Origin of the sequence: Chryseobacterium daecheongense (assembly GCF_003729955.1) — a bacterium.
Taxonomy (GTDB): Bacteria; Bacteroidota; Bacteroidia; order Flavobacteriales; family Weeksellaceae; genus Chryseobacterium; species Chryseobacterium daecheongense.
The window spans coordinates 193562-213542 of the sequence record NZ_RJTX01000002.1; the positions used below are offsets into that span (position 1 = coordinate 193562).

Here is a 19981-nt window from a genome sequence, read left to right on the forward strand (position 1 = left end):
TATTAAAGTTATGATTGTTATTGTAAGTTTTTCTTCTGTTAATCTTCCAGGTAACCGAATTTTCCGGTATTGAAATCTTCAAAAGCCTGCAAGATCTCCTCCCTTGTGTTCATCACAAATGGCCCATGAGGATAAATAGGCTCCTTTAGAGGTTCTCCGCTGATGATCAGCACCACTGCATCTTCAACAGCTTCTATCGTAAATGTCTCGCCTTCATTTTTAAAGACGGCAAAATGATCAGAAGAAACTTTTTCTTTTCCGTTGATAATAACGCTTCCCTCAATCACCAATGCGGCTGTATTATAATGAGCCGGGAAGTTAAATTCCGCTTTTCCGCCTGCTTTCAATTTGGCATTCATCATATTGATCGGGCTGAAAGTGGTTGCAGGACCTTTTTTGTCAAGATATTCTCCAGCGATCACTTCCACGAATCCATTTTCATCCAGGTCAACTTTTGTCATTTCAGAGTTTTTGATCGCCTGATATTTCGGCTTACTCATTTTATCTTTTGCGGGAAGGTTCACCCATAGCTGAACCATCTGGAAGATACCTCCGGTTTTTGACCATTCCGTTTCATGATATTCTTTATGAAGAACGCCTTTAGCAGCTGTCATCCATTGTACATCGCCTTCCCCGATAATTCCACCGCCACCTGCACTGTCATGATGCTCTACTTTACCCTGGTAAGCAATGGTTACGGTTTCAAAACCTCTGTGTGGATGTACTCCAACGCCTCTTGGAGTTTCTGAGCCATTAAAATGGAATTTCGAATTATAATCAAGCATGATGAACGGATCCATTCTTTTCATATCAAGTCCATGTATGCTTGGGATGAAATTATGGACCCTGAAACCATCACCCACAAAATGAGCTGGTTTTGGAGATACTATGATTTCTATGTCTTTAGTTGCCATAATAATTGTCATTTATATAAGCAAAATTACCATAGTTAAAAATCAACCGCATTGATCTTTGGTAAGTTCATACCATTTTGATCTATTCTTCTGACTTCATATTTTTGCCGTCAGATATATGTAATCTTCTGAAAACCAATCCGGAAATGATGGTCAGTATCCCCACAGTAAGAAAAGTTAACCGAAAGGCATTATGAATTTCTCCATGAACGATGTCTGTACTTTCAAATAGTTTCAAAACAATCAACCCGAATGCAATCCCGAAACCGATGGCGAGCTGCTGATTAACGGAAAGTAATGAATTTCCACTGCTGGTCTGGAAGTTTCGCAAATCAGCGATAGAAATGGTATTCATCGAGGTAAACTGAATGGAATTGAAAAACCCTAAAATTGCAATGATGGGAACAAACCAATATAATGAGGAATGGATATCAGGAATGGCAAGCAGACATATTAGGGTTCCGATGATAAACGTATTGATCATTAATGTTTTTCTGTACCCGTATTTGTTTAGAATCTTAATAACGGATGATTTTCCGAAGATAGCTGTAAGTGCCATCGGAGCAACGATCCATCCCGAAGTAACCGCAGATTGTTTATAAGCAATCTGAATCATTAAAGGAAGCAATAAGGGAATGGAACTGATTCCTAATCGTGTGGCCAGATTTCCTAAAATTCCTACACGGAAGGTTCTTACCTGGAAAAGATTTAAAGGGAAGATAGGATTGCCGTCTCTTTTTGCATGTTTATAATAATAATAGAGAAACAGGAATCCTAAAATGAAAACCAAAAGTATCGGCGTGGTATTCTGGATATTCCCGAAAAGTTCTAGGGAAACTGAAAGGAGGAGGGATGCCGCTGCAAAAATAATGAAGCCTTTCAGGTCAAAATCTACGTCATCTGATTTGTAATTGGGCATAAACTTGGCTCCTAGAGCAATCCCTAAAATTCCGATAGGAATATTGATCAGGAAGATCCAGTGCCATGAAAGGAAATCAACCATATAACCTCCTACCAAAGGACCAAGTACAGGTCCAATGAGCGCCGGAATAATGGCGAAATTCATGGCCTTTAGCAATTCATTTTTATCAAAAGTTTTAATTAAGGCCAATTTACCCACCGGAGTCATCAAACTTCCTCCGATACCCTGTATCACACGGGAAATCACAAGATGGGTAAGATTTTGGGATAAGGCACAAAATAAAGATCCTATACTGAAAAGAATGAGAGAGAAAATGAATACTTTTTTCGTGCCGAACCGGTCTGCCAGGAATCCGCTTGCAGGCATAAAAACAGCCAATGTCAAAACATAACTGATAATGGCATTTTGCATATTGAGCGGAGATTCCTTTAGATCTTTTGCAATGGAGGGTAAAGAAGTATTCAGAATAGTTGAATCCAGCATCTGCATGAAAATTGCGGTGGCAAGAATCAACGGCAAGATTTTTTTTATTGAGGTTGTTGGAGCTGACGTTTCGGGCATTTTTTAATCTGTTATTCTTTACAACAGAATTATAAAGAAATATATATATGTATAAAATTAAAAAAGTCCTGTGAAATTTCACAGGACTTTTTGATTTATTTTCTAGGTTTTTCTACTCCTTTCCATTCATCACCGGCTTTTCTGTACTGGCTTAAAACGAAAGTTTTGAAATCCTTGGTTTTGTATTCAATATTATCTGTATTCTGTTCAAACGGCATGATGTAGTAATATTCCGCATCCGTTTTATCCGTTTTGTTTCCTTTTTTCACAGAAGGTACATATTTGGAGAATTTATAGCCTGGAAGATATTGTTTCAATCTTGCGTAGAAAGCCTTGTTATCTTCTTCATTTGGAATAATATCTACAATATTGAAGTCATCTTTCTCCTTATTGATCCAAAGATAATATGTCTTTTCTTCTCCTGTATTTCTGTTGAGAGAGTTGAAAGCAAACAATTCTTTTGGAACCAGCTCCTTGATCTTTTCAGGGTCTACTTTAGTATAGTATTCTCCTTTAGACGGATCTACATAGGTTTCCAGGTTGTACATCAATACAGAATTGTTGTCGAAATTTTTGTTCTTGAAATATTGGTTCAAAGATAGTTCCGCAGTTTCTCTAAGCTCTTTTCCTCTTTTATCCAATTTTTTAGTAGGATTTTGTGGATTTACTTTTTTTACGAACTCATACAAAACTACAGGTTTTATATCCTTTAGGTGAGGATATGTTTTTAATTGCTCAGCTTTTACCAGCCAGTAATATTGTTGATAATAATCTTCCTTATCACCGTCCTTCACACTCTTATAAGTTAAAGCAAGCTTTTTTGAATTAAGATACTTGCCGTATTTCCCCTGTCCAAAAGCAAAACTGATGGATAATAAAGCAAATAAAATAGTAATGTTTCTTCTCATTTCTTTATAATTGATTTTTTCGTTTTCCAAATATAATTATTTATTAGATATTATTTTTGATTGTCGGTTAAATTCTGTCAATATTATTATCGTTAATTCAAAAGAAAATCCTGTATTGCTACAGGATTGATAAAATTATTTTTATTTCTGATTTATTCATAGGAAGTTTCATGAACTTTTACAGCTCTTCCGCTTGGATCGTTCATCTTTTTAAATGCCTCATCCCATTCCAAAGCAATAGGAGTGGAGCATGCAACAGATGGAACAGATGGAACAGTTGCTGCTGCAGTCTCACTTGGGAAATGTTCTTCAAAAATAGTTCGGTAACGATATTCTTCTTTGTTCTGAGGAGTGTTCAACGGGAATCTGAATCTGGCATTGGCCATCATTTCATCAGAAACTTCTTTTTCAGCTACTTCTTTTAAGGTATCGATCCAGGAATAACCTACTCCGTCAGAAAACTGTTCTTTCTGTCTCCATGCAATAGATTCAGGAAGAATATCTTCAAAGGCTTTTCTCAAGACCCATTTTTCAATTTTCCCTTCCGCGGCATTCACCATTTTATCTTTTGGATTGATGTTCATGGCAATGTCCATAAATTCTTTGTCTAAGAAAGGAACTCTTCCTTCAATTCCCCAGCTCATCAAAGCTTTATTGGCTCTTAAGCAATCATATAAATGGAGCTTGCCTAATTTTCTTACTGTTTCATCGTGGAATTCTTTAGCGTTAGGCGCTTTATGGAAATATAAATAGCCACCGAATAATTCATCAGAACCTTCGCCGGACAATACCATTTTGATTCCCATGGATTTAATAACTCTTGCCAGAAGATACATTGGAGTAGAGGCTCTTACTGTCGTTACATCATAGGTTTCAAGGTGGTAGATCACATCTCGGATCGCATCCAGTCCTTCCTGAACGGTAAAATGGATTTCATGGTGCACTGATCCAATATGTTCCGCTGCTTTTTTAGCTGCCGCTAAATCCGGAGAACCTTCCAATCCCACCGCAAAGCTATGTAATCTTGGGTACCACGCTTCCTGGGTATCGCCGCTTTCGATCCTTTGTCTTGCGAACTTGGCGGTCACTGCAGAAATAATGGATGAATCCAGACCTCCCGAAAGAAGAACGCCATAAGGAACATCACTCATCAGTTGTCTGTGAACAGCATCTTCAAGACCTTTTCTTAATAGGGCAATATCTGTTGTATTATCTTTCACATGATCATAGCCTTCCCAATCTCTTGTATACCATTGCTGAAGTTGATTTCCTTCAGGACTGAATACCAAATGTCCCGGTAAAAAAGTTTCAATGGTTTTGCAGATTCCTTCCAAAGCTTTCAGTTCAGAAGCGACATAATAGTTCCCGTTTTTATCCCATCCCTGGTAAAGCGGACATATTCCCATGTGATCACGGGCAATTAAATAGATGTCGTTTTCAAGATCATAAAGTGAAAAAGCAAATATACCATTAAGTTTTTCTATGAAATTTTTTCCGTATTTTTTGTAAAGTGCTAAAATAACTTCGCAATCGGATTGAGTTTGAAACTCAAAATCAGGAAACTCATTTTTTAATTCTCTGTGATTATAAATTTCACCGTTAACGGCTAAGACAACTTTTTCATCTTTCGTGAATAGAGGCTGTTTTCCTGAAGTCGGATCTACAATGGCAAGCCTTTCGTGAGAAAAAATTACTTTTTCATTTTGAAAAACTCCACTCCAATCCGGACCTCTATGACGGATTTTTTTTGACATTTCCAAGACCTGCGGTCTTAACATTTCAGTTTTCTGTTTGGCATCAAACAGGCATACAATTCCACACATTTTTGTTATTTATTTGAAGCAAAAATAGAATTGTAATTCAAATACGACAATAAAAATGTTTGAAAAGTTAAAAATTTTAATCAATTTTATATTTATTGAGAAAAATATTAACAATTATTGTGTTTGATGTGTGTCTGGATGGATTTTTTTCGCTTTGAAACTTTATTGAAATGTTACATACGAAATAAAAATGAGATATTTATTAATGTATGATAATTTATTATAGAAATATTACCCCTTACTTTGTGGCTCGAAATAATTTTTTTTCATCATTTGTGTTTTTACCTTCTTGCAATTCAGTTTGCAAGAAGGTTTTTTTTATTCAGTACCTAACAATACTCCTGAAATATTCCACGCGCTGAAGCTCGATCCTTCAGGAGCACCTTGAGGAATTTTCACCTGAATGGTATGTTTCCCGGCTTTTAAATCTCCCAAAGAGATAAATTCAGGATTCGTAATGGTTCCGGGGCACCAGTTGGATCTGCTTAAGTCCGAAGAGGAAAGCCCATCCTGGAAATTCCCTGAAGCCGGATTGTATAATCGATAAGAACCGCAATCTGTTCTCCAAGGCACAAAAGAGAATTTCATTTGTCCATCCAGGTAGATGGAATTAGTTTTAGGAACAAATTCATCTCCATTTTCCCAGCCTCCGTGTCCGGTTGTAATATATCTCAACTGTGCATTTTTTAAATCCTTTTTCAAGGTAAATTCGACCAAAAGTCCTTTATCATTATTGAACATGGTGGCATAATCCTGTCCTGCCATTTCCATAATGTTCACGGTATTGAATAAAGGTATTGCCTTATTGTTTTTATTGACCCCCTGATCACTTTTATGAATGGTAATTTCCATACTCACTTTGTGACCTCCCTTGTCATAATTACCAATAAATGTACCAATCCAAAGTTCTTTTCCGGAGAGCTCAGGCTTTAGCTCCGTAATGTCCTGCCGGTAAGGGTTTAGTGTCTGCCAATTTTTTCCTTTTAGTTGGATATGATTGAACTTTTCAATGCCAAAAGATGTAAAAAATCGCATCATTTCAACGGCTGGATTATAGGCTTCCGTTGCTGTTACGCCGTAATATTGTTTTCCATTTCCATTCTCATAAACCGGAAGTGTTTTTACCCCTTTTTCCAGCCCATCAAAAAACGACTGGGACTTATCTTGTGGAATAAAGAAAACGGTTCCTGTTCTGTCATATGCATCTCCATTGGATTGTTGCTTCAATTCTACAAAGATGTTTTCACCTTCTGAAATCGCAGGGAATTTTACTTTTTTAAGAATGATGGTTCCATTCGCAAATCTTTTGGTGGTTTCATCGGATTTTGACTCCTCAGAAAAGTTAATGGTTTCATTTTCAAATACCTTTAACGTTGTGAACCTGCTTTTCCATAGTAGATCTCTGTATCCAAGCAGATCGGTAGTGTTAATCGAGCCCTTTAGAATATCTTCAATATTCGTCTTTTTCACTTTTTTAATAGAATTGGCCGTAGTTGCTGAATTTTTATTTCTTTCAATTTCTAACACCAAGCCAAGTTTCTGACCTAAGTTTGAGGGGCCTCCATTAATTTTTAAATCATTGGTATACCATACTTCAATAGTGTTGGAGTTGATTTTAGTAACTGCTTTTTTACAGTTGTACCCTAAAATCTTTTTGGTCTCGTTGGTAAGCTCAAAATTTTGTTTACCTATGGATTCCGCATCTGAAGTGGAAATAATCTCTCCCGGCTTCAGAAATCCATAAGAAACAATAGTATTGGAAGGTTTTTCAATCTTGGTGATTTCAAAAGGATAATCGCTTTTCTGTTCCCGGATCTTATTGTTTAATATGAAATTTTCTTTTTCATTTACCCAAACCAGTGTAGGAGTTTGTTCCGGAGATACTTTTCCGTTGCTGGAACTTAAATATTGGATTTCGTAAGTCTGAGAATAACTTAGACAAAATAGGAAGAGTAAGAAGATTTGTATAATTCTTTTGGGCATGATCATCAATTTTTCACAAAGGTAATTTTTACAGGTGAAATCACAATAATGTGAATACTAAACCGGTTTTTAACCTTTTTTAATAAGTAGAAAATATTTCGATGAAGTTACATGAGGATAAAAAATAACATATAGGTGCTCCAAAAACAAAAAAACTACTCCTAAATGGAGTAGTTCATTTATATAATATAAGTGTACGTTTTTCTGTTAAGAAACTCTTTCGATCAAAGCCATATAAAACCCGTCATATCCTTGGCTAGGCATTACTTTTTCATCTTTGATCATTTTGAAGCCAGGGTTATTTCTTAGGAATTCTTCCACTTGCTCATTATTTTCAGAAGGCAGGATAGAGCATGTAGCATAAACCATCTTTCCTCCCTTTTTAAGAATCTTGGAATAATCCTGAAGAATTTGCTGCTGTTCTTTTTTAATTCGGTCGATAAAATCCTGATCAATTTTCCATTTACTATCAGGGTTTCTTTTCAGAACCCCTAAGCCGGAACATGGTGCATCAATTAATAGTCTGTCTGCTTTATCATAAAGACGTTTGATCACTTTATTGTCCGAGATCATACGGGTTTCAATATTGTGTGCACCGGCTCTTTTAGCACGGCGCTTCAATTCTGCTAATTTCCATTCGAAAATATCTAAAGCGATGATCTGTCCTTTATTTTGCATTAATGCGGCCAGGTGAAGTGTCTTTCCTCCTGCTCCTGCACACGCATCCACAACTCTTTGTCCTTCTTTCACATCAAGGAAATACCCGATTTTTTGGGAAGAAGCATCCTGAACTTCAAATAATCCGTCTTTGAAAGCGGTAGTAAGGAAAACGTTTTTCTTTTCCTCCAGCTGTACTGCATCAGGATAATTTTTAATGCTGTAGGAAACAATATTTTCATCAGAAAGGTCTGAAATAAGTTCTTTGGTGGAGGTTTTTAAAGAATTGGCTCTTAAAACGGTTGGAGCCTGCTCATTTAAAGCTTTCATTTCTTTTTCCCACCCCGCGCCTAGTTCTTTTTCCAGTGTTTCAGCCAGCCAATCCGGAATAGAATATTCAATAGCTTTTGTAGGAACCGTACCTTTCTTGAGTTTGGTGATGATATCGGCTGTTTTTATCCCGTCGAATTCATCAAACTTTTTAAATCTGGTTTCACTCCAAAGCAGATAGGCAAGAATAAGTTTATATACATTTCCGGGTTTCACCCCTTCTCCCATATAATATTCAAGGCGTTTTTTCCAACGGATGATGTTATAGAAAATCTCAGAAACAACAGCTCTGTCCTGGCTTCCCCATTTTCTATTGGCCTTTAAAAGCCTTTCGATCACTTTATCTGCATATTTGTTTTTCTCAAAAAACGTTTCCTGTAAAGCATCGTGAATACCGATCGCCAGATTTCTGTGTATAAGTTCCATAAGATTAGGTTCTTCAATTTGAATTTGCAAAGGTACGATTTTAAGAAAGATCTATGAAAAATAGTTTATTTTTTATCTAAGATGCTACTGGGATTTTTTAATTTGTTTGCAGTAACATATAGAAATAACTGAATAGCAATTAATATAAATATTATCAACATTTGTTTATATGCCGTATCTGATCTTTCTTTATTGATTCTTTGAAAATGATAAATTTTTGATTTTGTGAACTCTTTCAATTTATTGATGTCATTAAAATTATCAACTTTTGAAATGTCTTCACTGGCAAGAGCTCGGGAATAATTGGGAATAAGGTCAATTTCAGTAAACCTTTGTGCTAATAACCATACAAATAGTACTATTGAAATCACTAGGAAAGTTCTTCGAGCGTTTCTCATATTTAAAGTTTTAATTAAAATTATTAAAATTATCTTTGCAAAAAATTAAAATATGAGTGATACTGTACTTTGTCCGAAATGCGGTTCAGAATTTACCTATCCAAGTGATAATATGATGGTGTGTTCACAATGTTTTCACGAATGGAACCCGGAAGAAGCGGCTGCTGAAGCTGCCAATGCCGGCAAAATATTGGACTCTAACGGGAATGAGCTTCAGGATGGAGATTCTGTAGTGGTTATTAAAGACCTGCCTGTAAAAGGAGCGCCGAAACCTGTAAAAGCAGGTACGAAAGTGAAAAATATCCGTTTGAACTTTAATAGTGATCATAATATCGACTGTAAAATTGATGGATTTGGTTCCATGGCTTTAAAGTCTGAGTTTGTGAAAAAGGCTTAGAAAACTTACTATAGAAATGTGTCTTAGGACACATTTTTATTTTTCAGACATAAAAAAAAGGAAAAAATTGGACAGTGTAATCTTTCAAAGACTAGATTGCAGTGCTGCTAATTTTCGTCTTAAAGGCAGAAAGAGAATTAACCAAAAATTTCCTTATACTGTAGAATTACAAATGTAAGGAAAAGTTTTAAAAACTATACTTTTTATTTATAGATTTTTATCCACAAATTAACAATAACTGATAGTAAATGTGATGGTTATGGACTGATTGCAAAACTGCGAAAAGACAAATTAGCAATTTTAATGTTTTGCAATTTTACCTTTATACAAATGAAACCTTAATTGGATTTTCCAGTTTTTTATCCGTGTAAACCACTAATTCTTTATTTTTCACGCTGATTTTATTCCAGTAATGATTCCCTGCAAACCGGCTTTCCAAAAGTTCGGAGTCCATTCCTATATCGGAAATTTTGATCTCATGCGGATAGAAAGAGAATTTTGTAAGTCCAAAATCTGAAATCTCCTCCTCAGTAAAAATATTCACTTCTCCGAAAAGTTTGGCTACATATGTATTGTAAGGCCTTTTATAGGTTTCTTCCGGATGGTCATTTTGGATCAGTCTTCCGTTTTGAAGAATCACGACCTGATCCAGCCATGGAATAATATCCTGGAGTTCATGGGTGGAGATAATCAGTGAGATATTATTTTGTTTCACATATCGGAAAAGTCTTTCACGAAGCTCTATTTTTCTTGAAAAATCAAGATTGCTGAATGGTTCATCGAGGATAAGCAGTTTAGGCATCACGGAAAGCGCTCTTGCAATGGCCACTCTTTGCTGTTGTCCGCCACTTAGATATTTAGGAAGAGTAGAAGCAAATTCTTCCAATCCCACCACTTCCAAAAGTTCCTGGACGGTTTCTTTTTTCTTGGTTAAATTGATGTTTGAAATAAATTTCCCCACATTCTCAGCCACGGTAGCATAGGGCATCAGGTCAAAGTTCTGGGCAACAAATTTCATTTCGGCTTCTCCGGGAACCAGGTTTCCTTTCGGACCTAAAAGTGGAGTACCATTGAAGATAATTTCACCGCTTTCCCAGTCTAAAAGACCGTAAATCAAACTTAATAATGTGGATTTTCCGCATCCGCTTTCTCCTGCCAATGCAATGATTTTGCCCTCTTCAAATTTCAGATTGAGGTTCTGAAACAGGGGCTTTTCTTTAGAATATGAAAAATGAAGATTGTTTATTTCTAATAGCATATTACAAATGTACTATTTTTACAAAATAATAAAATTTTTTATTATATTAGCGGGAGTATTAAAAACATATCAAAAAATGAGAAAAAAACTGTTTTCCCTGGCTATTTCCGGCCTTTTTATCGCAGCTGTTACCATTTCCTGTAATAAAGATAAACCTCTTACCAGCGAAAATAATGAAGTGACGACTACGAAAGAAGGGGTCCAGTATACAGTGGATACTTTAAACAGTAAAGTGGAGTGGAAGGGATATAAAATATTTAAATCCGAAAGCACAAGCCATTTCGGGACCATTAAATTTGAAAGTGGTGATGTAACCGTGAAGGACGGGAAGCTTGAAAGTGGAAAGTTTGTTGCGGATATGAGTTCTTTAACCTCTGTTGATTTGAAAGATGATGCGGAACAGTTAGGGAAATTAAATGGTCACCTGAAAAGTGGAGATTTTTTTGAAGTAGATAAATTCCCGACGGCTTCTTATGAAATTACTAAAGTTACCCCTGCTACAGAAGGAGATTACAATACTCTTTTAGACGGTAATTTAACGATCAAAGGAATTACAAAACCTACTCAGTTTAAGGCCAATGTTTCTGTGAAAGAAGGAGGAGAAGTAAGCATTGCCACTGAGCCCAAAGATATTAAAAGAGAAGAGTTTGGTGTGAAATTCCAGGCTCCTGCAGAGAATGGGGTGATTAAGGATGAGGTGACTCTTCAGATCAATATCAAAGCTTTAGAAAAAAAATAATTTTTTTATTTAAGTGAAATAAGTGATTGAAGTCTGCCTCCGATAAAGGGGCAGATTTTTTATGAAAAATAAAGAAAATTATTACACCGAAAAACCGTATTTTTGCAAAACATTTTTGAAAGGGTAAGACAATGATAGAAAAGATAGAAGAATTATTAGTCGAAGTAAACAGTTTCAATGCTACATCAAAAGAGGAAATAGAAAATTTCCGAATTAAGTATAATGGGAAAAAAGGAGTTCTGAATGATTTTTTTGAGAAATTTAAAGAAGTTCCCAATGACCAGAAAAAAGAATTTGGACAAAAAATTAATTCTCTGAAACAAGCAGTAGCTGTAAAATTAGAAGATTTAAAAAATGCTTCTGAATCTTCTATTGTTGTAGAGAAAGAAGATCTTACGAGACCTGCCTTTCCGCTGGATCTAGGTTCAAGACACCCGATCAACCTGGTTAAAAACAGAATTATTGAAATTTTCAAATCTATCGGGTTCGCTGTTGCAGATGGACCGGAGATTGAAGATGACTGGCATAACTTTACGGCTCTTAATCTTCCGGAATATCACCCGGCAAGAGATATGCAGGATACGTTCTTTATTGAGCAGAATCCGGATATCCTTTTAAGAACTCATACTTCTTCGGTACAGATCCGTTATATGGAGCAAAACCAACCTCCTATCAGGATTTTATCCCCGGGAAGAGTATTCAGAAATGAGGCCGTTTCTTCACGTTCTCACTGTATCTTCCATCAGATTGAAGGATTGTATATTGACGAAAATGTAAGTTTCGCAGATCTAAAGCAAACGATCCAGTTCTTTACAACGGAACTTTTCGGAAAGTCTAAAATCAGAATGAGACCTTCTTATTTCCCGTTCACAGAGCCAAGTGCAGAAATTGATGTATATTGGGGATTAAACTCCGAAACCGATTACAGAATTACAAAAGGGACGGGCTGGTTGGAAATCATGGGTTGTGGAATGGTAGACCCTGCTGTTCTGAAAAACGTGAATATTGATGCTGAAAAATATTCAGGGTATGCATTCGGAATGGGTATTGAAAGAATCGTAATGCTTCTTTATCAAATGAGCGATATCAGAATGTTCTTTGAGAATGATATCAGAACACTAGAGCAATTTAAAACATTATAAAAAATCAAACCTCCGGAATTCCGGAGGTTTTTGTTTTTAATTACTGACCTAAGAAACAAAACGTAATTAAAAACTGATTTTTATAGTTATGTGTATAACCCCAAAAGGTTAAAAATTTTTGTGTTAAAATATAATCCTTATCCTTCTGTTAACTTTTAGTTTTCTTTTTCGTCCAGTTTTTCACTCTGTTGTAATCTAAAAAGTAAGTCAGCTTTAAAGAAAAATTATTCACCATCGGTTCATTGAAAAGAACATCATAATTGTTTTTTACACTTAGCCTTGAAGTTTCAAGATAGTTGGAGGTGGCATTTCTGTAGAGTAATGTCAACTGACTTCCCGGAGCAAACCACCATGAAAATCTTAGGTCAACATTCCATGCATTGTAGGTTCCGTTTAAGTTTTTATCAAAAAGAGCGGTGTCTGTTAAGCTTCCATCCTGATTAAGCGTATAAAATTGTTTGTAGGTAACATCCGAGAAATAGTGGCGGAAAGCTAAAGACAAAGCCATTTTTTCGTTGAAAGTATATTTTGAGGTTAATGCATTTTCATAAGTATTTCTTTGCCTTCTTCCGATAAAAATATCCGTGTCATTTTTCCCTGCAAAACCTGTTTCATTATTACTGAAGCTGGGATTAAAAGTCCAATGCACATTGAATTTATCTGAAAACCGGTAGCGAAGTCCGAAATTGGTGAAAACCTGATTTCTTCCTTTTTCGTTAAACGCATAGTAATCTACGGTAAAATTATACTGAAGCTTCTTTCTGCTGTCACTTTCAAACCATACCCATGAATCAAAATATCCGGGAACCTTAAGATGCCTTCCGAAAGTTCTGGGTTCATAAATATCATTCTGCCCGAAAGGTGTAAATTCAATTCCTCCTCCGAAAACTCTGAACTTTTTATCTGTGAAGCTATTGTTATTATTGAAGATAAGATTCGAAAATATAAAAGGTTCCAGTCTATGATAATAATTGATATTGAAATTGAGATAAACATTATTGAATTTCTCAGTCGGTTGTAAAATCCTGTAGCCATACCATGCATTATAATTGGCAAAATTGGTCTTGGTGGAAAATCCAAGGTCATTGATATTCCAGTCTTTGGTGGTTACATTTCCGTTCAGTGAAAAACGGTTTTTCCCGGCAATCTTTTCAAGTCCGGCTTCTCCGCGGGTCCCGAATTTTGTTTCACCGTTCATTACCCAGCTTCCTTTTAGGCTTCCAAAGGTTTTATAGGTGTTTTTCTTATTGTTGATGTCCCAGAGAATGCCGGTTGCATTGGCATCGCGAAAGTTGCCGTCTCTCGTTACATTGGTATTCACTAAAGAAACAGAAGAATTTCCGTTGAATCTTTGATCAAATACCAAAACGCTGTAATTCGTCCATGGTTCCACAACCTCTTTTCTCTTTTCACCAGTTTCATAATTAATGATGGTTGCTTCCATTTTCTGGGTTACCCCATTGAAAAATCCTATTCCTAATCCGCTTTTGGTCCTTCCTGAAATTTTGAAAGCATTAAACAGCTTTACTTTTGACGGATATTCCAACACTTCTTCCTTTTCATTGGTAACCGGATATCCTGTAGGTTCACCACCCACTCTTCGGGAATAGAACATACCGCCTTTACTAAAAAGCTCTGTTCCTTCTGTGAAAAACGTTCTTTGTTCAGAAAACTGTTGTTCAAAAGGAGTTAAGTTTAAAATTGAATTATCAAAATTGGCCTGCCCGAAATCGGGAATTAAAGTCATGTCAAACGTAAAAGCATCATTGATTCCATATTTTACATCCATTCCGCCATTGAAGCTGGAAGTGGTTTTTCCGTCAAAATTATTCACATAGGTAGAAAAATAAGGTGTGAAAGATAACCGGGTAGGAGGATTGATGTTTTCAATGCCCTGTAAAACCCCGTCAAACAGCGTATAAGAATTCTTTTGATTATCTACAAAATTCCAGTCATAAGAGGCTTTTATCCTTTGGATTCTGCGGAACATATTCATTCCCCACTCCTGTACATTGCTGTCTGGGAATCTTAATTCAGAGTAAGGGATTTTAATTTCAGCAGACCAGCCTTTATCATTAATTTTGGCTCCGCTATACCAAATTGAATTCCAGGATTCATCTTCACCATCGCTGGTGATTTTAGCATCAAACTGAACTCCGGCAGCGGTGACTACAAATTCAAGACTTTGTTGTTTATCGTTATATCCGTTCAAAGTAACCCCGAAAAAATCATCATTATTAATTCCGTCTCTCTCTGTGAGTTCTTTGGCTACTTTCTGGGGAGTTGGATCATACATCTGAGCCCCGAAATAAATTCCCGTATCATCATACAAAATCCTCACTTCTGTTTTTATGGAATCATCCTGTGGCTTTCCATTATTTGGATTTCTTTCAATAAAATGAGTTGCTATCGGAGCGTTCTGCCATTCCGGATCATCAAGAATACCATCAATTTTTGGGGATGATGTTGTTTTAGTAATGGTAATTTTTTTTCTGGTGATATTATCCTGTTCTTTTTTCTGTGAATACAAGAAAGAAAAAGAGAATAATAATATAATAGTGAGGAGACTGGATTTCATGTTTCTTAGCGTTATATAGACATGACAATCCAATTCAGTCAACTGTTACATTTCAAACACAAAAAATGTCTGTAATTTTTTACAGACATTTATTATTTTTTGAGTAGGGATCTATTATTTTGTAAACTTTAAGGGATATTTTACATTTTTATAACTGTCAATACTTGCTTTTAATGATCCTACAGCCAATTCTGCTTTTAATAAGACCGGAATATGATTAGCATCATTTGAAACCCACATTGTTACCCCTTCTTTCTCTTTAAAAACCCTACCGCTTTTCACAGACGGAATGATTTTTAAACAATTGATGGTTCCGAATTTTGTTTTCAGGTTTTCCGTTCCTATTACTTTCAGCTGAAAAGGAAACATCTCATCATCAATCCAAACATTCATATTGATTACGGTTCCAACTTTTAGCTCACTTGGACTTTTACTTCTCAGGAAATAAAAGCATGAAAGCATATCTTGGACTCCTTTCACAGATTTGATGACTTTGGAGCCATTGGCAGGATTCTTTTTATCCGTTAAAATCAACGTATTATTATCATGATTGAACGTAGTTTCAAAATGTTGACGATAGCCACCTTCTTTTACATTCCTTACATAAAAACTCGGTAACTCGGTATTGATGTTAATAAAACTTTCATACAGGTCTTCCACTTTGAAGAAAGCTTTTACGGCACCGGTTGTTTGTCCGGTTCCTTTTGCATAAAGATGAGGGACTCCTTTATAGTTGGTTTTTTGAGTCGTCAGGTTCGCTGTTCCTGCATTCAAAAATCCGTAATGAATTCTAAATGTGATGGATTCTCCGTCTGCAATATTGTCTATCTGGCCAAAGCCAAAACTGAATATGAATATTGCAATGATATTTAAAATTTTCTTCATAATTTGAATTTTACAAAAAGGTTGCCAAATTTAACATCTTTATTCTTTTTGGTGATATTTGATAAATCTCAGGTTTTTATTTAGACTCAATTAAATATGCTTCGCATTAAAATTAGTAAATTTGCAGTTACACATATAATTAAATTATCTTATTATTATGATAACTACCGATATATTGATCATAGGAGCCGGGCCAACCGGGCTTTTTGCTGTGTTTGAAGCAGGTTTACTTAAAATGAAGTGCCATATCATAGATGCACTTCCTCAACCGGGAGGACAATTGGCAGAGCTTTATCCTAAAAAACCTATTTTTGATATTCCGGGTTATCCATCGGTAAATGCAGGGGAATTGGTAGATAATTTAATGGAACAGATCAAGCAGTTTCAGCCAGGGTTTACCTTAGGTGAAACAGCGGTTTCTTATACTAAAGTAGATGATGAATGGTTTGAGGTGATTACCAACAAGGGAACTGTGCACAGAGCTAAAGCCATTGCTATTGCAGGAGGTTTAGGTACTTTTGAACCTAGAAAACCAACCATTGAAAATATTGCAGACTATGAAGAGAAAGGTCTTGAATATTTTGTGAAAGAACCTGAACATTTCAGAAACAAAAAAGTAGTGATTGCCGGAGGTGGAGATTCTGCGCTGGACTGGAGTATTTTCCTGTCTAATGTGGCGAGCGAAGTTACTTTGATCCACAGAAGAAACGAGTTCAGAGGAGCTTTGGATTCTGTAGAGAAAGTTCAGGATCTGAAAAATGAAGGAAAAATCAAATTAATCACTCCTGCTGAGGTTACGGCGATCAAAGGAGATGGTAAAGTAGAAGCAATCACAGTAGAAGTTGAAGGCCAGGAAGCTTATGATATTGAAACGGATTATTTCATTCCTTTATTTGGATTAACGCCAAAATTAGGAGAGATCGGAAACTGGGGACTGAATATCGAGAAAAATGCGATCGTTGTGAACAATGCTTTAGATTATCAGACGAATATTGATGGTATTTATGCTATCGGAGATATCAATACTTATCCTGGAAAATTGAAATTGATCCTGTGTGGTTTCCATGAAGCTACGTTAATGTGTCAGAGTGTTTATAACAGGCTGAATCCGGGTAAAAAATATGTATTAAAGTATACAACAGTAAGTGGTGTAGATGGATTCGACGGAAGCCGTAAGGAAGCAGAAAAAGCTGTTGTGAAAAAAATTGACTAATTTTGCAAAATTATGTCTGATATCAATATAAAAATTACCGATAGAGAGGGGATTACCCATGATATTATTGCTCCAACGGATATGTCCATGAACTTAATGGAAGTGATCCGTTCTTATGAATTAGCTGAAGAGGGGACAATCGGGGTTTGTGGTGGAATGGCGATGTGTGCTTCTTGTCAGGTATATGTAGTTAACGATCCCGGCTTAGAACCGATGGGCGATGAAGAAGATGCAATGTTGGCGGAAGCTTTCCATGTGAAGGACAATAGCAGATTGGGATGCCAATTGCATATTATACCAGAAATGGAAGGGCTGGAAGTGGAGATTGCTCCGTATCCTTAGAAAATATTTTTTAATCTTAATAAGAAACCCGTTCGAGTTTTTCGGATGGGTTTCTTATTTTGAGGATATTTTTTCAACCGATGCAGACAGATCTTTTTCTAAAATTTTTCTGTTAGCAAGACTATTGGTCAATATAATAAATCCTGACTGAAGTTTGGGAAAGAATTCCAGAGAACTTCTTGATCCACCTGTTCCACCAGTATGCTCATACATGGTATTCCCGTTTTTAGTCGTATGAAAGAACCAATTGAGTCCAAGAGCACCGTCTTCTCCCTCAAATGTATACTTGTGAGATAATGAAATATTCAATTGGTTTTCGGAAATATTGGCTTTGATATATTTAATCATATCGCTGGTATTGGACTTTAATTCTCCGGTGGCCACCAATTCTGAGAAGTCCCAATAGGGTGTTACTTCTCTGTTATTGTTATGGGCTTTGGCAATATTATTTTTGTCAACATCTGTAAGACTTACTGTTGTGTTATTCATTTGCAGAGGTTTTAGAATGTATTTTCTGACCAGTGAAAAATAGTTTTCATGATAGACGTCCTCAAGAATATAGCCTAATAAATTGACGGCCATATTAGAATAGGTGTATTTTACTCCTGGCAATGTATCCATTTTCATATTTTTCAGTCCTTCATAGAACATTTTTTTGGAGTAATTGCTGAACGGATTAAGTTCTATATAATCCTGTCTTTCATAAAGATTAGGGAAAATTCTTGTAATTCTTGAAGTATGGTTAGCTAGGTGTACTATTGCAATAGGATGGTTATTATATTGTAAATTGGGATAATTCTCAGGAAGGTACTTCCGGATATCATCTTCCATCCTTATTTTTTTATCTAAAATAGCTTGGGCAGCGAGAATTCCTGTAAATGTTTTGGTAATGGAACCTATTTCATAAATGGTTTTATTATTAGGAAGCACCTGCTTTCCATATTCTAATTGTCCATAATTGTAGTAATAATCTTTGCCTTTTATTGTAATTCCGATAGAGAGTCCTACAGCTTTGGGATCTTCGTAGTATTTTTTTACATATTTATCTACTTCCAGGTCAAGTTCAGATTGTAATGGATTGTCTGTTTTTATATTTCCATCTGTCAAGAGATTTTGATTCTGTGAAAAGCTCCAAAAGAAACTGAAAAATAATATCAGACAAAAAAAGTTTGCAACTGTTTTCATATATCAGATTGTTTTGTGATGTTGTTGGTGTATTTCAGAATGTCTTTTCTGGTATTCAGTACTTTTTACCCAATTGAAATAATTCTGAATATTCAGATAAAATTAGCCTTTTATCTGGAATTTTTCGATAATAAAAAAATAGGTATTCATGAATACCTATTTTTTTATTAAATTTTTTCCTTAGAAATCCACTTTCCAACCGTAGGTGCCTGATAATTTCTCATCTTCTCCAGTAATTCATCAATGTTATCACTCATCAGCAGCATATCACGGTTAACCTGTTTTAAAAATCCTTTATCCACCATGGTTTGAACAAGCTTAATCAGGTCATCGTAAAAGCCGTCAATATTTAAAACGGCAATGGGTTTTTGATGAAGGCCTAACTGTGCCCAAGTGATCATTTCGAAGAATTCTTCCAATGTTCCATAACCTCCGGGAAGAACGATCACTCCGTCGCATAGCTCATTCATTTTGGTTTTTCTTTCGTGCATACTTTCCACGAGGATGAGTTCGGTGAGATTTTTATGGGCGATTTCTTTGGATTGTAAGAAATAAGGCAGTACACCAATTACTTTTCCGCCTTCTTGTAAGGCTCCGTCTGCAACAGCTCCCATTAATCCGACATCTGCTCCGCCATAAACTAACTGGATATCTTGTTGAGATAATGTGCGTCCGAGTAAACTGGCTTGTTCTTTATAAATATCATTGGAGCCAAAGCTGGACCCACAGAATACTGTAATACTTTTCATTATAATTTTATTAATCTATATTGTGTTTTTTTTCAAAAAGATCCGGATAATATTCAATTAACCCTAAATTATCAACCGAAATTTTTGCTTCAAAATTTTTAGGAATGTTCTCATATAAATATTCGGATTTGCTTATTTGGGTATATTGTTGCTTTACCGGCTTGATTATATTCTCTAAAATGTTGATATAAATAACATTTATTTCTCCGGATTGATTTTCAGATAATTTTAAATTATTGATAGGTAATGTATTGGTAAAAGGCGTTAAAGAAATATCGATGTATCTGAAATTTGAAAATTCAGGACGTTTTGTTCCGTTAATTTCCCAGTCATTTCCATTTTTTATTCCTTCAACTTTTGATTTTGTTCCATTAATTTCATATTCAATGGTGAAATTTTGAACGAGCCAATCCTTATCGATTGTTATATGATAATTGACAAAATAAATTTTATCTTCGAATGAACCGATAATTCTTGAGGTAGCCACATAATTCTTCTCACTTTCAATCAGATTGAAATATTCAAGAGAATGATATAGTATACCTTTCCAAATTATCGGATCCATTGAACA

At 35.7% G+C, this 19981-nt stretch carries 18 protein-coding genes; 5 read left to right on the plus strand and 13 right to left on the minus strand.

Annotated elements, in window-relative coordinates; translation table 11 throughout:
* Window positions 1-38: 38 nt before the first annotated feature.
* The 7 genes from EGI05_RS09300 to EGI05_RS09330 all read right to left on the minus strand — a co-directional run bounded on the left by EGI05_RS09300 (window position 39) and on the right by EGI05_RS09330 (window position 8922).
* Window positions 39-914 carry a pirin family protein gene (locus tag EGI05_RS09300; protein ID WP_123262791.1) on the minus strand — a complete coding sequence of 292 codons (876 nt, stop codon included), beginning with the start codon at window positions 912-914 and terminating at the stop codon, window positions 39-41.
* A gap of 82 nt (window positions 915-996) precedes the next feature.
* Window positions 997-2397, minus strand: a complete 1401-nt coding sequence (locus EGI05_RS09305; protein ID WP_123262792.1) for an MFS transporter — start codon at window positions 2395-2397, stop codon at window positions 997-999.
* A 95-nt stretch (window positions 2398-2492) separates the two neighbouring features.
* A complete protein-coding gene (locus tag EGI05_RS09310; RefSeq protein ID WP_228428580.1) occupies window positions 2493-3335 on the minus strand; it encodes a hypothetical protein in 843 nt (280 codons plus the stop codon).
* Between the two features lie 122 nt (window positions 3336-3457).
* Window positions 3458-5128, minus strand: coding sequence for an asparagine synthase B (gene asnB / locus EGI05_RS09315; RefSeq protein WP_123262794.1), 1671 nt, complete (start codon window positions 5126-5128; stop codon window positions 3458-3460).
* Window positions 5129-5446: 318 nt separating this feature from the next.
* Entirely contained in the window at window positions 5447-7111 is a 1665-nt protein-coding gene (locus tag EGI05_RS09320) for a GLPGLI family protein (protein WP_123262795.1), read from the minus strand.
* 207 nt (window positions 7112-7318) lie between these two features.
* Window positions 7319-8524 (minus strand): RsmB/NOP family class I SAM-dependent RNA methyltransferase, encoded by a 1206-nt coding sequence (locus EGI05_RS09325; RefSeq protein ID WP_123262796.1) that lies wholly within the window; start codon window positions 8522-8524, stop codon window positions 7319-7321.
* Window positions 8525-8589: 65 nt separating this feature from the next.
* Window positions 8590-8922, minus strand: coding sequence for a hypothetical protein (locus EGI05_RS09330; RefSeq protein ID WP_123262797.1), 333 nt, complete (start codon window positions 8920-8922; stop codon window positions 8590-8592).
* Between the two features lie 52 nt (window positions 8923-8974).
* Here EGI05_RS09330 and EGI05_RS09335 point away from each other — a divergent pair, with 52 nt between their 5' ends.
* Complete coding sequence (locus EGI05_RS09335) at window positions 8975-9319, plus strand: zinc ribbon domain-containing protein YjdM (RefSeq protein ID WP_123262798.1); 345 nt, start codon at window positions 8975-8977, stop codon at window positions 9317-9319.
* A 322-nt stretch (window positions 9320-9641) separates the two neighbouring features.
* Here the strand turns inward: EGI05_RS09335 and EGI05_RS09340 are convergent, their stop codons facing one another.
* Entirely contained in the window at window positions 9642-10577 is a 936-nt protein-coding gene (locus EGI05_RS09340) for a sulfate/molybdate ABC transporter ATP-binding protein (protein WP_123262799.1), read from the minus strand.
* 76 nt (window positions 10578-10653) lie between these two features.
* Between EGI05_RS09340 and EGI05_RS09345 the strand changes: the two genes are divergently transcribed.
* Both EGI05_RS09345 and pheS read left to right on the plus strand, forming a co-directional pair.
* The gene (locus tag EGI05_RS09345) at window positions 10654-11316 is read left to right on the plus strand and encodes a YceI family protein (RefSeq protein ID WP_123263365.1); all 663 of its coding nucleotides are present in this window, start codon (window positions 10654-10656) and stop codon (window positions 11314-11316) included.
* A gap of 131 nt (window positions 11317-11447) precedes the next feature.
* A complete protein-coding gene (pheS, locus tag EGI05_RS09350; RefSeq protein ID WP_123262800.1) occupies window positions 11448-12458 on the plus strand; it encodes a phenylalanine--tRNA ligase subunit alpha in 1011 nt (336 codons plus the stop codon).
* A 148-nt stretch (window positions 12459-12606) separates the two neighbouring features.
* Here the strand turns inward: pheS and EGI05_RS09355 are convergent, their stop codons facing one another.
* Window positions 12607-15036, minus strand: a complete 2430-nt coding sequence (locus EGI05_RS09355) for a DUF5916 domain-containing protein (RefSeq protein ID WP_123262801.1) — start codon at window positions 15034-15036, stop codon at window positions 12607-12609.
* 114 nt (window positions 15037-15150) lie between these two features.
* Window positions 15151-15921, minus strand: a complete 771-nt coding sequence (locus EGI05_RS09360; protein WP_123262802.1) for a DUF3108 domain-containing protein — start codon at window positions 15919-15921, stop codon at window positions 15151-15153.
* A gap of 157 nt (window positions 15922-16078) precedes the next feature.
* On the opposite strand from EGI05_RS09360, the gene EGI05_RS09365 reads away from it, so the two are divergent.
* Window positions 16079-17134: an NAD(P)/FAD-dependent oxidoreductase gene (locus tag EGI05_RS09365; RefSeq protein WP_121461134.1), complete on the plus strand. Its 1056-nt coding sequence runs from the start codon at window positions 16079-16081 to the stop codon at window positions 17132-17134.
* A 12-nt stretch (window positions 17135-17146) separates the two neighbouring features.
* Window positions 17147-17476, plus strand: coding sequence for a 2Fe-2S iron-sulfur cluster-binding family protein (locus EGI05_RS09370; protein ID WP_123262803.1), 330 nt, complete (start codon window positions 17147-17149; stop codon window positions 17474-17476).
* Between the two features lie 54 nt (window positions 17477-17530).
* On the opposite strand, the gene EGI05_RS09375 is transcribed toward EGI05_RS09370, so the two are convergent.
* The 3 genes from EGI05_RS09375 to EGI05_RS09385 all read right to left on the minus strand — a co-directional run bounded on the left by EGI05_RS09375 (window position 17531) and on the right by EGI05_RS09385 (window position 19975).
* Window positions 17531-18661 (minus strand): serine hydrolase domain-containing protein, encoded by a 1131-nt coding sequence (locus tag EGI05_RS09375; RefSeq protein WP_123262804.1) that lies wholly within the window; start codon window positions 18659-18661, stop codon window positions 17531-17533.
* Window positions 18662-18828: 167 nt separating this feature from the next.
* Complete coding sequence (locus tag EGI05_RS09380; RefSeq protein WP_123262805.1) at window positions 18829-19410, minus strand: LOG family protein; 582 nt, start codon at window positions 19408-19410, stop codon at window positions 18829-18831.
* Between the two features lie 10 nt (window positions 19411-19420).
* Window positions 19421-19975, minus strand: a complete 555-nt coding sequence (locus EGI05_RS09385) for a putative glycolipid-binding domain-containing protein (protein WP_123262806.1) — start codon at window positions 19973-19975, stop codon at window positions 19421-19423.
* Window positions 19976-19981: the final 6 nt, after the last annotated feature.

Bases quoted from the DNA above. Each gene is read 5' to 3' on its own strand.
- EGI05_RS09300 (WP_123262791.1), bottom strand. From the start codon at position 914: ATGGCAACTAAAGACATAGAAATCATAGTATCTCCAAAACCAGCTCAT.
- EGI05_RS09305 (WP_123262792.1), bottom strand. From the start codon at position 2,397: ATGCCCGAAACGTCAGCTCCAACAACCTCAATAAAAAAAATCTTGCCG.
- asnB (WP_123262794.1), bottom strand. From the start codon at position 5,128: ATGTGTGGAATTGTATGCCTGTTTGATGCCAAACAGAAAACTGAAATG.
- EGI05_RS09320 (WP_123262795.1), bottom strand. From the start codon at position 7,111: ATGCCCAAAAGAATTATACAAATCTTCTTACTCTTCCTATTTTGTCTA.
- EGI05_RS09325 (WP_123262796.1), bottom strand. From the start codon at position 8,524: ATGGAACTTATACACAGAAATCTGGCGATCGGTATTCACGATGCTTTA.
- EGI05_RS09330 (WP_123262797.1), bottom strand. From the start codon at position 8,922: ATGAGAAACGCTCGAAGAACTTTCCTAGTGATTTCAATAGTACTATTT.
- EGI05_RS09335 (WP_123262798.1), top strand. From the start codon at position 8,975: ATGAGTGATACTGTACTTTGTCCGAAATGCGGTTCAGAATTTACCTAT.
- EGI05_RS09340 (WP_123262799.1), bottom strand. From the start codon at position 10,577: ATGCTATTAGAAATAAACAATCTTCATTTTTCATATTCTAAAGAAAAG.
- EGI05_RS09345 (WP_123263365.1), top strand. From the start codon at position 10,654: ATGAGAAAAAAACTGTTTTCCCTGGCTATTTCCGGCCTTTTTATCGCA.
- pheS (WP_123262800.1), top strand. From the start codon at position 11,448: ATGATAGAAAAGATAGAAGAATTATTAGTCGAAGTAAACAGTTTCAAT.
- EGI05_RS09355 (WP_123262801.1), bottom strand. From the start codon at position 15,036: ATGAAATCCAGTCTCCTCACTATTATATTATTATTCTCTTTTTCTTTC.
- EGI05_RS09360 (WP_123262802.1), bottom strand. From the start codon at position 15,921: ATGAAGAAAATTTTAAATATCATTGCAATATTCATATTCAGTTTTGGC.
- EGI05_RS09365 (WP_121461134.1), top strand. From the start codon at position 16,079: ATGATAACTACCGATATATTGATCATAGGAGCCGGGCCAACCGGGCTT.
- EGI05_RS09370 (WP_123262803.1), top strand. From the start codon at position 17,147: ATGTCTGATATCAATATAAAAATTACCGATAGAGAGGGGATTACCCAT.
- EGI05_RS09375 (WP_123262804.1), bottom strand. From the start codon at position 18,661: ATGAAAACAGTTGCAAACTTTTTTTGTCTGATATTATTTTTCAGTTTC.
- EGI05_RS09380 (WP_123262805.1), bottom strand. From the start codon at position 19,410: ATGAAAAGTATTACAGTATTCTGTGGGTCCAGCTTTGGCTCCAATGAT.
- EGI05_RS09385 (WP_123262806.1), bottom strand. From the start codon at position 19,975: ATGGATCCGATAATTTGGAAAGGTATACTATATCATTCTCTTGAATAT.